General features: G+C 45.4%; 15 protein-coding genes. 1 reads left to right on the top strand and 14 read right to left on the bottom strand.

Features of this window, described 5'->3' with window-relative positions:
- Positions 1-94 precede the first annotated feature (94 nt).
- The 10 genes from KNO79_RS12150 to KNO79_RS12195 all read right to left on the bottom strand — a co-directional run bounded on the left by KNO79_RS12150 (position 95) and on the right by KNO79_RS12195 (position 8,132).
- Positions 95-766 (bottom strand): DUF3600 domain-containing protein, encoded by a 672-nt coding sequence (locus KNO79_RS12150; protein WP_214691411.1) that lies wholly within the window; start codon positions 764-766, stop codon positions 95-97.
- A complete protein-coding gene (locus tag KNO79_RS12155; RefSeq protein ID WP_214691412.1) occupies positions 756-1,277 on the bottom strand; it encodes a sigma-70 family RNA polymerase sigma factor in 522 nt (173 codons plus the stop codon). The genes KNO79_RS12150 and KNO79_RS12155 overlap by 11 nt, the downstream gene beginning before the upstream one ends.
- Positions 1,278-1,374: 97 nt before the next feature.
- Entirely contained in the window at positions 1,375-1,872 is a 498-nt protein-coding gene (locus KNO79_RS12160) for a peptide-methionine (S)-S-oxide reductase (protein ID WP_214691429.1), read from the bottom strand.
- Positions 1,873-1,877: 5 nt separating this feature from the next.
- Positions 1,878-2,813 (bottom strand): hypothetical protein, encoded by a 936-nt coding sequence (locus KNO79_RS12165; RefSeq protein WP_214691413.1) that lies wholly within the window; start codon positions 2,811-2,813, stop codon positions 1,878-1,880.
- Positions 2,814-2,834: 21 nt separating this feature from the next.
- The gene (locus KNO79_RS12170; RefSeq protein ID WP_214691414.1) at positions 2,835-4,286 is read right to left on the bottom strand and encodes an MBOAT family O-acyltransferase; all 1,452 of its coding nucleotides are present in this window, start codon (positions 4,284-4,286) and stop codon (positions 2,835-2,837) included.
- A 49-nt stretch (positions 4,287-4,335) separates the two neighbouring features.
- On the bottom strand, positions 4,336-5,742 hold the full coding sequence (locus KNO79_RS12175) for an AMP-binding protein (protein ID WP_214691415.1): 1,407 nt from the start codon (positions 5,740-5,742) through the stop codon (positions 4,336-4,338).
- Positions 5,739-5,984 carry an acyl carrier protein gene (locus tag KNO79_RS12180; RefSeq protein ID WP_015880247.1) on the bottom strand — a complete coding sequence of 82 codons (246 nt, stop codon included), beginning with the start codon at positions 5,982-5,984 and terminating at the stop codon, positions 5,739-5,741. The genes KNO79_RS12175 and KNO79_RS12180 overlap by 4 nt, the downstream gene beginning before the upstream one ends.
- A 172-nt stretch (positions 5,985-6,156) precedes the next feature.
- Positions 6,157-6,711 carry a GNAT family N-acetyltransferase gene (locus KNO79_RS12185; protein ID WP_214691416.1) on the bottom strand — a complete coding sequence of 185 codons (555 nt, stop codon included), beginning with the start codon at positions 6,709-6,711 and terminating at the stop codon, positions 6,157-6,159.
- 36 nt (positions 6,712-6,747) lie between these two features.
- Positions 6,748-7,350 carry a DUF4230 domain-containing protein gene (locus KNO79_RS12190; RefSeq protein ID WP_214691417.1) on the bottom strand — a complete coding sequence of 201 codons (603 nt, stop codon included), beginning with the start codon at positions 7,348-7,350 and terminating at the stop codon, positions 6,748-6,750.
- A 239-nt stretch (positions 7,351-7,589) separates the two neighbouring features.
- A complete protein-coding gene (locus KNO79_RS12195; RefSeq protein ID WP_214691418.1) occupies positions 7,590-8,132 on the bottom strand; it encodes a TetR/AcrR family transcriptional regulator in 543 nt (180 codons plus the stop codon).
- Between the two features lie 175 nt (positions 8,133-8,307).
- On the opposite strand from KNO79_RS12195, the gene KNO79_RS12200 reads away from it, so the two are divergent.
- Complete coding sequence (locus KNO79_RS12200) at positions 8,308-8,886, top strand: NAD(P)H-dependent oxidoreductase (protein WP_159563200.1); 579 nt, start codon at positions 8,308-8,310, stop codon at positions 8,884-8,886.
- A gap of 207 nt (positions 8,887-9,093) precedes the next feature.
- Here the strand turns inward: KNO79_RS12200 and rlmH are convergent, their stop codons facing one another.
- From rlmH to KNO79_RS12220, 4 genes are all read right to left on the bottom strand, one after another.
- Positions 9,094-9,573: a 23S rRNA (pseudouridine(1915)-N(3))-methyltransferase RlmH gene (gene rlmH / locus KNO79_RS12205; protein WP_074034007.1), complete on the bottom strand. Its 480-nt coding sequence runs from the start codon at positions 9,571-9,573 to the stop codon at positions 9,094-9,096.
- Positions 9,574-9,656: 83 nt separating this feature from the next.
- Positions 9,657-9,818 carry a CxxH/CxxC protein gene (locus KNO79_RS12210; protein ID WP_015880243.1) on the bottom strand — a complete coding sequence of 54 codons (162 nt, stop codon included), beginning with the start codon at positions 9,816-9,818 and terminating at the stop codon, positions 9,657-9,659.
- A 37-nt stretch (positions 9,819-9,855) separates the two neighbouring features.
- The gene (locus KNO79_RS12215; protein ID WP_214691419.1) at positions 9,856-11,115 is read right to left on the bottom strand and encodes a S1C family serine protease; all 1,260 of its coding nucleotides are present in this window, start codon (positions 11,113-11,115) and stop codon (positions 9,856-9,858) included.
- 51 nt (positions 11,116-11,166) lie between these two features.
- The gene (locus KNO79_RS12220; protein ID WP_015880241.1) at positions 11,167-11,958 is read right to left on the bottom strand and encodes an MBL fold metallo-hydrolase; all 792 of its coding nucleotides are present in this window, start codon (positions 11,956-11,958) and stop codon (positions 11,167-11,169) included.
- Positions 11,959-11,970 lie beyond the last annotated feature (12 nt).

The raw sequence follows: 11,970 nt of genomic DNA on the forward strand, positions 1-11,970 counted from the left end.
TGATTCCGAATGTGAACATGTTTGTACCTCTTTTTCATTTTCTGAATGAGAACATGATGAAGATAACATATTTTCCCATCCTTATGAACCATGACTAGTTTTGTTGTTGCTTCCGATTGACCTCTCGAATAATCGCGAGTGCCTCTTCATAAGACTGTCGCAACTCATCCGGCATGTCTTCGACATACTCCCCAGCACGTACTCGAATCGATTCTTCTCGCATAAGCGCTTCGATATATGCGTCATATTCGTCAGCAGTCAACACATCACGTGCAGCAGGCTGATCGTTCAATTGATCGAAGTATGGCTGAAGATCAGCAAGTGCCTGCTTCACTTCCGCTCGTTCCGCCTTCGGAATCGCTTCATAATCGACATTTCCGTTCGTATTTCCATAAGCGATTCGCGTATCCGTGAAGATGCTCAGACCTCGCTCGAACTCATTATATTCTGCCTCACCCAATACTCCTTTCGCTTGATTCAATTTGGCGTCCAATAACAAGTATTTCTCTAAAGTAGCACTGACGATATGTACTTTCATCTCGTCAAACGAACCGTATAACTCATCCGCCAAGAGGGATTGATAAGCGAATGCACCAGTCGGGATGAGTAGTGCCGCTGCGATTCCGACCGTCATCAACCGCCGACGGATAAATCCTGGTTCCCGGCGCATTTCTTGTTTCGCTCGCTTCACACCTTGGCGCCCCCGCTCCCGTAGCTCACCCGGAATTTCGATGTCTGCCAACACTCGCTTCATCTCACGATCCATAGCAATCAGCCTCCTTCCATTCTCGTCTCAATTTATCGACGGCCCGATACAAGGTTGTCTTCACCGTACCAATCGGCCATTCTAATAAATCTGAGATTTGTTGAAACGTGTAGTCCTGATAATATTTCAGCACGACCACACTGCGTTCATCCTCATGAAGAGAATCCATCATATCAGCGAGTGTCATCGTTATCGCGTAATCCGTTTCCGCAATTCCGATTGACTCTTCAAACTCCTTCTTCAATTGAATCACATTTTGTCTCTTCTTCATGACATCGAGCGCACAGTTGATGGTGATCTTCATCAACCACGTCTTCAAAAATTGTGGTTCCCGTAACGTTCTGATCTTTTTAAATGCTTGATAAGCGACTTCTTGCACAACGTCGAGCGCATCGTCCGGATTTTTGACGTACACGTAGGCCATCCGATATAGGTCGGCCTCGTAATGCTGAAAGATCTTTAAGAAAGCCTGATCATTACCTCGTTGCGCTTTCTGAATGAGACGTTTCATCGAACGTCCCCCCTTTTCGTTTTTTCCCTTACACTCATTAGACATGAAACGCGTCCATTTAGCTTTACTCATTTGGGAAAAAATGAAAAAAAGCATCTCAGAAGAGACGCTTTGATGATGACACGTTCTGATATTTTGTTAATAAGTCTTTCGGAATATGGCAATAATCATCCGGACAACGCGTCAGGCGGTCCTGATGCTCGTCCGCACTTCGCACATAGTTTGTGAGCGGCTTGACTTCAACAGCAATCCGCTTCGCATCCGAGCGTCGATCAATGAATGCCTGCGCCTCCATCACATGTTGTGACTCCTCACTGTAGACACCCGTTCGATACTTCTCTCCGACATCGATTCCTTGTTGGTTGATGCTGTATGGGTCGATGATTTCAAATAAATAGCCCATCAAATCATTGACCGTCACCACGTCCGGATCGAACGTCGTTTTGACGCACTCCGCGTATCCGTCATATTCCCCGTCCAACGTGTCCGTCGTTCCGTTCGCACGTCCCGCTTCAGTTGAAAGGACGCCAGGTAATGTCCTCACAAATTTTTGAACGCCCCATAGACATCCGCCCGCTAAATAGATTGTTTCGATTGGAATCACTCCCGTTCCATATTATCATCTTCATCTTGAATATACCCCAACCGCTTCAAATCTTCATAAACAAGCGTAGACAATAACGTTCGCCCGTCCCCATTCAAATGGTCCGGGTTATGGAAGAAGGATTGTTTGTGAATGAACCGTTCATCCCCCATGTAATTGAGGAAAGGAACATCTAAATCCAGCTTCTCTAGGTGCTGAAACACGAGACGTTCCATGATCGCTTCGTCAAAATACGCATGATACGATGAATGGACCGGCTCTATCGCTAAGACGACGCGATAGCCTTGCTTCTTGCAATAATCGATGATGTCTTGTAAATATGCCATATTCTCTTCAATCTCGTGATTGTTCACGGCATTCTCATATTGGGCGGCGACTTCCTCATACTTACGCTCGGAATAGTTCAGCCCCCCATTCTCCCATGGCTTATGCGCATCGAAGCGAAAATCTCGGATTTCCCGGGAAATGGCGGCGTACGCGCTCCCACTGTTCAATGCAGGGAAGCGTTCGTGTGTATAGTAGTTGAACCAACTGACCGACTCCAAGTCTTCCCGTTCCAAGACGCGATAGTAGTTTTCTTTCCGACCGACGTTCGAATTGCTGAAGGTGATTTGTGATAACGACACAATCACGACCCCACCTGGCTTCAGATGTTCATCGTATTCTTTTAACATCTTCAAGTCATATTCGATTGGCTGACTCGGTAACGCCAAATCCAGATGCGATAATCCAAGCGACTTGAATGAATACCCGTACATCGCATGGGACGTCCCCAAATTGATGATGTCGACCGGGTGAGGGTCTTCCTTGAAGGCAAGGACAGCTCGGTTATTATTATATTCCCACGACTCTTTCACGAACTCGTTGACGGGAATGAAGATTGCGATGATGACGAGTAATACGACACCTATTTTGATTCCTAAACGCTTCATGCTAATTCCTTTCCATCCATCTTAGAACCCACCGTATACAAATCCTTGGCTCGACACGCCAAATAAGAACGCTGAGATAATCAAGAACAAGTTGATGGCCACACTCGTCACGGCAGACTGACGTGCCATCCAATCCCAAGCCGAACCTCTCGTCCGCTCGATATGTTGGAACAGATGAACGACGACAAAGACGACGAGGAAGATGATCAAATCGAGCAATGAGAAGATTTGAATCGCCTGCAACATGCCTGACGGTGCCCATGAAGAAGGCGTCACGTACAGTTTGGCATGCGAGAACGCCTCCGCCATGGAGTGCGACTGGAAGAAGACACGTGAGAAACAGACGAGCTGGAACGTGATGGCGATTTTCCACCACCGATGCAGTGTCGGCACACGGTCAAATCCGACCCATGACGCCATTTTTTCACGTTGTTGTTTCGTATGATCTCCGAAGACGCGATAGATTCCATGAATGAGTCCCCATAAGACGAAGTTCCATGCGGCTCCGTGCCAAATTCCACTTACTAAAAATGTCGCAAGGATGGCACCATAAATTTGTTCGCGTTTCTTCTTTCCTTTCGCGAGTGGCATGAAGATATAATCCCGTAGCCACATCGAAAGCGTGATATGCCAGCGGTTCCAGAAGTCGGCAATCGATACGGCGAAGTGCGGTTGCTTGAAGTTTTCCGATAAGCGAATCCCGAGTAAGCGTGCACAGCCGATCGCGATGTCACTGCATGCCGAGAAGTCCGCGAACAGTTGAATCGAGAACAACATCGTCGCGAGCACAATCTCCGAACCGGTCGGGTCCGGGCTATTGAACACACTCGCGACAATCGGGGCCAACCGATCGGCAATCAATGTCTTCTTGAAGAATCCCCAAATGATGCGCTGGATGCCGTAGCTGATGTTGTCATAGTCAAGATGTTGCTCCGTCTTCAACTGCGGCAACAGTTTTTTCGCCCGCTCAATCGGACCTGCCACAAGTTGTGGGAAGAAGGCGAAATAAACCGAGAAATAGCCATAATGACGCTCCGCCTTCTGCTTCCCGCGCGAGACGTCCACGACGTAACTGATGGCCTGGAACGTATAAAAGGAAATCGCCAACGGTAAGACGATTTCTCTATACGGGACATCATAATCAAATCCGCTCCATGTAGCAAATGAACGGAGCGAATCATTGACGAAATTAAAATATTTGAACCAGCCGAGGAAGAAGACGAGCACCGAGACACCGACCCACATGAGCCGTTTTTTCTGCTCCTTCTTCTCCTGTTTCTCAATCAGAATTCCAATCACATAGGTGAAAGCGGTACTGATCAGCAGGAGCGGGATGAATTGAACGCTCAACGTGGCGTAAAAGACATAGCTCGCCAACAAAAGGAGCACCCAACGATATCGATGTGGAACCATATAGTACGTTCCAACGATGAGTGTTAAAAATAAGAGAAATTCAATCGAAATAAAAGTCATATTTACCACCTGATGTTATGAAACTTGATGATATACCGATTCCTGACAATCAGGTGGTCACAAGTTCTCGCTTCGGCAATGCGGCATAACGAATCTTCCCGAACGCATTACGCGGAATCTCGTCAATCTGCATCACCCGAACACCTTTCACCTTGATTTGTTCTTTGATGATTTTTTGAATGCGTGCAACGTCATCTTGTAACGTATACACGTATAACTGGTCGTCTTCCCCGGCACAGACGGAGTCATGTCCATGCTCTCGAAGGAGCGCCTCGACTTCGTCTAGGCTGATTCGACTGCCATACAGTTTGATCATGCGCTTGATTCGGCCGACGATAAAGAAGTATCCATCCTCGTCACGATACGCCATGTCACCTGTTCGTAAAACACCGTGATTGTCATCACCTTTTGAAAGGTCCGCTAACGAGGTCGCATACCCAAACGACACGTTGTCGCCTTGATACACCAGTTCGCCCGTCACATTCGCATCTTTGATGTCGTTCCCGGCTTCATCTCGTAACGAGAGCGTTCCACCAGGGATGGCAATTCCGATGCTACCGGCTTTTTTCGCATGCATCCGATCCGGTAAATACGACATCCGGGCCGTCGCCTCCGTCTGACCGTACATGATGAAAAATTGAATTCCTTTTTCTTCACATACCGTTGAGAAGTGCTGCGCAAGCTTCGGATCTAACTTGCCACCGGCTTGCGTCAACTTCTTCAGGCTTGGGAGGTCGTACGTCTCAAACTTCAATCGTTTCAACATCTCATAATGAAACGGGACCCCACCAAACGTGGTTGCCTTCTCGGCACGACATAGCTCCCAAAACTCCTTTTGAACGATTGAGCGGTCTGTCAGGATGAGGGTCGCTCCTTTTAACAGATGACTGTTGATGATGGAGAGTCCATACGAATAGTTCATCGGAAGTGTCGTGATTGGTTTATCCGTTTGATCGATGTCGAGATAGTCGATGATGGATGAAGCGTTCGCCATCAGATTTTTGTATGTGAGGCGAACAAGTTTCGGACTCCCTGTACTACCGGAAGTTGTCAACAGAAGGGCAAGCTCCTCATGAAGTTGGTGGCGAACCGATGTTTCGTTTTCAAATAGGGCGTAGCCGCCATAAGCATAGAAAGAATCTAGCGACTCAGCCAAATCCTCCCTCGTCTCCGGAGCCCAGACGTGAGTCGGTTGATACCGTTCCATCAACTTCTGTAATTGTTCTACTGGAATATCTGCATCGAGCAAGACCGGGACGACTCGTCCACGGAGAAAGCCGATATATGCGAAGAGCGACTCGACTCGGTTAGCACATAAACAGAAGACGAGCGACCGTTCGCCGACTTCCTGACAAATCGAGTCCCCGACTTCCATCATCTCTTTATATGAATAAGAGCGGTCCGCATAGACCGCCTCACGATTCGTGTACTGCTCGAGTGTTTGAAAAAGCGTCATGACTGGATGTCCACACCGAGACGTTGCAACAACGCGATACCAGACTGATACGAATGGAACTCTGTCATTTCATCCGAGTCGATATACACGTCAAACGCATCCTCGATTTCAGCGATGAGGGTCATATGTCCAATCGAATCCCACTCCGTTGATTCCCCGAGCTTCATCTCTTCAAGGACCACATCGTCCTCTAGTTCCAATCCATTTCGAAATGCCATATTATATGCTTCAAGCGTGCTCATTGTATTCATCCTTTCACATTCACTCAACCTTATTCGATTCTATCTAATATTATCGACTGATAATGATAATCATTTGCCTTGTGATTCTATCACAATTTTTCGAAATCCTCAATTCTTCGTAGGAGGAAAAGCTTGGAGTTGAGCGATTTTATGCATGAAAAAGACCACATCGTTATGATGCAGTCTCAGGAGATGATAAAACATATTCGAGTTGTAAGTCGAGTGGTTCTGCCTCGTAGACTTCTGGCACGATTTCTTCGGCTAACGTACATCCCATCGATTTGTAGAAATGATACGTATCAACGGCCGGATTCGCCCCGATGTATAGTTTTTTCGCACTCCGTTCGATTGCTGCCTGACAGACACGTTCAAATAATCGCATCCCGATTCCCTGACCTCGGCAAGGACGACTCACATGAATGAAACCCAAATTCAAATACTGGCCTTCCGTTCCGAGCGGTTGTCCGTTCAGTCCGGCAAAGCCGAGTAACGTTTCACCATTTCGGATTGCAACAACAACTCCGCCACGATCGATGTAGTAGTTGAGAATCTCGATGACCTGTTTCTTTTTCGCATCGTCCCATTCATCAATATAGTACTCGTCTTTTTGATAAAGCTCACCATTTGAATCCACGGCATAGATGCGATGCGTTTCCTGAAAACGTTCGAAGGTGTTTAGAAAGTTTGGATCTAGTCGATTTGTTAGGAGGTGAGTCGTAGCGTTCATCGTAGTCTCCTTGTGGTATAAAAAATTTGTAAACGATTATTTGAACTCGATTGCCACCGTTTCATAACCGCTATTCTTTAAAAACTCTGTCAAGAACGCTTCAATGCGCTCGTCTGCCTCTGTCAGCAAACCTTGATCAATCTTAGTCTTTTCCATTTTTGCCTTCTCTTTATTGATTTCATCAAAAATCAATTGCGAGGGGTAGTCAGAAAAAAGTGTCCCTTTTACATCTGTCACTACAGCATCATCTGTATTCGCTACGTTGTCTAAAATGGTTGAGTGAGGTACAGTGACGTTCAACTGCTCAGTCGTGTCATTGTAAGAGACCTCCATGTTAGAGAGGTCCGTACCCGCCTTGAGGTATCCTGAGTATTCAATCAGCTTGATTGCTTCCGCTAGTTTGACATCTTTTAATCCGATCAACGATACGGATCTCGTGTTTCGACTGACAATGACGTTGCTGTATTCATATTTTAACGTTGTCAACTCCGTCAATTCGACGAGTCGATCTTTGACGAGCGATACATCAGCCTGTTGATTAGTTGAAAATACACCTGGCTTGATCACTACAATCGCAATGACACCAATCAAGACGAGTGTGAGTAAAACGAATGAGACTCTCCCAATCATTCTTTTCATAATCAATCTCCTTTTCATGTATTCAAGTACCTTCTAAAATTATGTAATGAACCCTTCATATACATATTATACCTAATTTAATTCCATAAATTTAATTTTTATTCAATTAAATTAGTTTTTCAAATAAAAAAGTAGATGGTTTGAGACCCACCTACTCACCATTTAGTATTATTCGTCGCCAAATGCTTTTTTAGTTCCGTAATCACGCTTAGAGTCCGAGCAAATTTCGTAAACAATGTTCATCGTATAAACTCTTTAAAAATATTACTTAACTCTTGTGGAGTTTCTTTCATGCCGGTCTTCATCCACCTTTTCACAATACTTGCTAATGAATCCGCGTATACCGCATTCGCATATACTTCTGCTTTTTCAGATACATTGCAATTCTCATAAATTTGAAAATCTGTACAAAGTAAATCGAAATGTTCCTCAAAGCGATTCAAAATCGGAAGTAAATCATTTTCTTTTAAGAGATTTAAAAACTCGATGTTGTCACTCCATATTTCAAAATACAACGTATCGAAATCAAGTTGCTCCTGTTTCGCTTCTGTTGAGGCAAGTTGAATCCTCTGTCGAAATATATGATACATATGATAGGTTAGTACATCTTCTTTCGTATCAAAGTGAGCATAAAATGTATTTCGCGCCAATCCCGCAGTTTTAGTAAGTTCTGATATGGTGATATTCGTAAAATTCGTTCGATGCATTAATTCCAACATAGTATTCACTAAAAGATTGATTGATCTCTTAGAATTCATATTTATAGGTTGTTGCTTTAGCATAAGTACTCCTTAATTTGTACAAAATGAGAGATTTGTATAAATACCTCTCTACTTATTGACCTAGCGTCTACACTAACATTATATTGCAGATATATTATTTGAGCAATTGTTCAAATAAAAGCATATGCTCAAATTAAAGGTTATTTAAATTCTAAAAATAGTAGGAGGGTTACCTATGAAAACAACAATCATTCTTGCTCATCCATGGCATGGTAGTTTCAATAAATCTATTATGGATACAACAATTGAACAGTTAGTCCGTCGGAAAAAAGATTACCAAATCATTGATTTAAATAAGGATCAATTTAATCCTGTCTTAAGTGAATCTGACTTATCTCTTTATTCGCAAGGTCAATCCCGAGATCCCTTAGTGAATCAATATCAGGAGATGCTAAGCGACAGTGATGAATTAGTTTTTATCTTCCCTGTTTGGTGGTTTGATGTTCCTGCTATTTTGAAAGGGTTTCTTGACAAGGTCATGTTAAAAAATTTTGCCTATGTAGAGGAATCTACTGGATTGAAAGGATTACTTACTCATATTAAAAAAACTACCGTCATTTCTACTTCGGAAGTGCCAACGTGGTATTTAAAATTTTTGGCCGGGAATCCCATTGAAGGAACTCTTATTCGTAGAACATTCAAAGGGATTGGACTTAAAAATGTGAAATGGTTGAATAGTCCGTTTACGAGTAGTGGGAAAGATCATCGAAGAAAAAGATTTTTAGATAGAGTAGCGAAGCGTATTTCAGTGTAATCTACAGTGCACAACCAAACTTTTGTGATTCATATATCATCCATGACCTCAAATTTTGTATTAAAAGCCAGTAGCAACATAAATTTGAGGTCCAACTTAGATGATTTTCATGAATAGTCACGTTCTTCACTTTTGTCAAATTCATTTGCTTCACGTAAATAACAATGAGAAGAGAGTTCGTTAATATCTATACCTCAGAAATAACGTTTATTTGTGATACGGCTCATTCCGATTAATCCGATATGCCCGATATATCTGTTCACACAATACGAGCTTCATGAGTTGGTGAGGGAACGTCATCTTCGAGAACGAGATTGTATCGTCCGCTCGCTTCATCACATCGTCCGACAGACCGAGCGATCCCCCGATGACGAAGGCGATTTTACTCTTTCCATACGTCGCGAGTTGATCGAGTTCACGGGCGAACTCTTCACTCGTCCGCTGCTTTCCTTGAATCGCCAAGGCGATGACGTGCGTATCTGGAGATATCTTCGCCAAAATCCGCTCGCCTTCCTTTTGTTTTACTAGTAACATATCTGCCTCACTCAAATGCTCGGGTGCTTTTTCGTCTGAGACCTCGATTTCCTGCACTTTTGCGTAGGCAGACAGCCGCTTTGTATACTCGGCAATTCCTTGCTTTAAATATTTTTCTTTCAGTTTGCCGACCGTGATAATTGAAATATTCATCCAATTCTTCCTTTTTCCACAGTTTTTTTGGAGTTATCCATAGGGTTATCCACAGAGTTATCCACAAATCCACATGTTGATAATTAGTTTTTGCTTGACACAATATATGTTGCATCGGCTTCACAGAACTCACATGTCACGTGTTCACTTGTGGATAATTCCTCTAGCAACGGGTATTCACCTGTTTCATCCACAATGATGTCTAAAGCGATTTCAACATGTTCCTTGCATACTTTTTTTTCCACAGTTTTTCCTCCTTAAAAAAGAAGCGTCGCCGCTTCTTTATGTTGCTTCAGTTAATGTCGCCTCGGTTTTTCTTGCTTCCCCGCGACGTAAATACTCAATGGTAATCGTATCACCGACCGTCGCATCACGATAGAGCGCATCGCGTAAATCGACGTATCGTTTGATCTCCCGGTCTCCGATTTTCGTGATGACATCTCCAACACGCAGTCCCGCTTCTTCAGCCGGACTACCCGGTGTCACTTCTTCGACGAAGACACCGTCTTCCTGGTCGAAGGAGATTCCATACTCTTCTCGGATGTTTCCGGGTACAGCGATGACTTCCTGAATCGTGACACCGAGCTGTGCCCGCGTCACCTTGCCGTCGCGTTCTAACATGTCAATGACCGGTAGCGCCACGTTGACGGGAATGGAGAATCCAACCCCTTCTACGCTCGCCTCGGCGATTTTCATCGAATTGATTCCGACGAGCTCTCCACGAATGTTGATGAGCGCACCACCCGAATTCCCCGGGTTGATGGCCGCATCCGTCTGAATGACTTCCGCGTTATAATCCATCAAGCCGTCGCTGTTCGTATCGACCGGCACCGTCCGCTCGACACCACTGACGATACCACGCGTAACCGAGTTTGAGAAGACACCAAGCGGATTTCCGATGGCCATGACGGTCTCGCCAGCTTGGAGAACGGTGGAGTCACCGAGAACAATCGGCTCCACATCGATGTTTTTTGGTAACTCGACCTCAGCGACAGCCAAGTCGTTGAGCGGGTCTTCGCCTAAAATGGTTGCCGATGCGATTTGACCATCGGAAAAGGCGATGTTGACCTCGTCCGCTTCTTCGATGACATGGAAGTTCGTGACGATATAGGCCGTGTTTCCTTCTACTTTATAGATGACACCGGATCCGGCACCCGCCTCCCATTGCGAGTCCGAGGTGAACGCACGCTGGATATTGGTGATGCTGACGACGGACGTCTTCGCCCCAAGGACAGCGGTCGTGACGTCCGATTCGGTGACGGTGACGGCCTGTTCGGTTCGCGTCAGTTCATTCGTCACAAAACGAGAGGTCGGCGAATCCCAGAGCATCACGATGACAAAAAACAAAGCCGCTCCTAAGAATCCGCCAACCCCTCCGAGTAACAACGGTTTTATATTTGGTCTCGGCTTATGGCGTACGTGCTCCTCTTGCTTCGGTCGCCATTCGCTCCGAGACGGATACGTCGATTTCTCTTCTGTTGCTTCGTGTACTTCAGGTTCGACGTCTTGAGGTTCATACTCATGGTGTCTCTCTTCGTTCACGACGCGTCCCCCCTTCAAGACAGTGTGATAACTGTCTTTTCCCAAGTTTCCTTATAAAGAAACGAGTGAAGTGGGGATTGTCGGGTCCGTGTCGCACAATTTGATTCGACCTAAGTCGACGTCTCGCATGCCGAGTGTTTGTGAGACGCTCATCTGTGCGAGCTCTTTCATGTTGTTGTCTTTACTTAAATGGGCCAAATAGATCCGTTTCGTGCGGTCACCGATGACCTCACTCATCGCGATGGCTGCATCCTCGTTCGAGACGTGGCCATAGTCGCCGAGGATTCGTCGTTTGACACTCCATGGATAACGCCCCATCTGCAACATCGAGACGTCATGGTTCGACTCAAAGATGAAGTCGTCCGCTCCACGGATGATCCCTTTCATCCGGTCCGAGACATAACCCGTGTCGGTGATATGGGCTAATCGTTTCCCGTCATGGGCAAACTGATAAAACATCGGGTCTGCCGCATCATGGCTCACGTTGAACGTCTCGATTTCAATATCCCCGAACTGTTTCACATCTCCGACTTCGATTTGAAACTTCAAGGCAGGATCAATCTTTCCAATCAGTGATTCCATCGCCGCCCATGTCTTCGCATTCGCATAAATCGGTAAATTATACTTACGTGCTAATATCCCGACACCTTTAATATGGTCGGAGTGCTCATGGGTGACGAGCAGTGCGTCGATTCCGTCAAATGACCGACCGATGGCTTCGATGCGCTGTTGCATCGCTTTTCCGGTCAATCCGGCATCGACGAGCAGCTTCGTCCGTTCCGTCTCGATATAGAGGGCGTTTCCGGTCGACCCGCTCGCTAACACACTATACTGTAAAGTCACGCAATCACTCCT

Origin of the sequence: Exiguobacterium sp. s43, from assembly GCF_018617255.1 — a bacterium.
Taxonomy (GTDB): domain Bacteria; phylum Bacillota; class Bacilli; order Exiguobacteriales; family Exiguobacteriaceae; genus Exiguobacterium; species Exiguobacterium profundum.

Excerpts from the sequence above, each read along its gene's own strand:
- KNO79_RS12150 (WP_214691411.1), bottom strand. The coding sequence starts at position 766 with ATGGATCGTGAGATGAAGCGAGTGTTGGCAGACATCGAAATTCCGGGT.
- KNO79_RS12155 (WP_214691412.1), bottom strand. The coding sequence starts at position 1,277 with ATGAAACGTCTCATTCAGAAAGCGCAACGAGGTAATGATCAGGCTTTC.
- KNO79_RS12165 (WP_214691413.1), bottom strand. The coding sequence starts at position 2,813 with ATGAAGCGTTTAGGAATCAAAATAGGTGTCGTATTACTCGTCATCATC.
- KNO79_RS12170 (WP_214691414.1), bottom strand. The coding sequence starts at position 4,286 with ATGACTTTTATTTCGATTGAATTTCTCTTATTTTTAACACTCATCGTT.
- KNO79_RS12175 (WP_214691415.1), bottom strand. The coding sequence starts at position 5,742 with ATGACGCTTTTTCAAACACTCGAGCAGTACACGAATCGTGAGGCGGTC.
- KNO79_RS12180 (WP_015880247.1), bottom strand. The coding sequence starts at position 5,984 with ATGAGCACGCTTGAAGCATATAATATGGCATTTCGAAATGGATTGGAA.
- KNO79_RS12185 (WP_214691416.1), bottom strand. The coding sequence starts at position 6,711 with ATGAACGCTACGACTCACCTCCTAACAAATCGACTAGATCCAAACTTT.
- KNO79_RS12190 (WP_214691417.1), bottom strand. The coding sequence starts at position 7,350 with ATGAAAAGAATGATTGGGAGAGTCTCATTCGTTTTACTCACACTCGTC.
- KNO79_RS12195 (WP_214691418.1), bottom strand. The coding sequence starts at position 8,132 with ATGCTAAAGCAACAACCTATAAATATGAATTCTAAGAGATCAATCAAT.
- KNO79_RS12200 (WP_159563200.1), top strand. The coding sequence starts at position 8,308 with ATGAAAACAACAATCATTCTTGCTCATCCATGGCATGGTAGTTTCAAT.
- rlmH (WP_074034007.1), bottom strand. The coding sequence starts at position 9,573 with ATGAATATTTCAATTATCACGGTCGGCAAACTGAAAGAAAAATATTTA.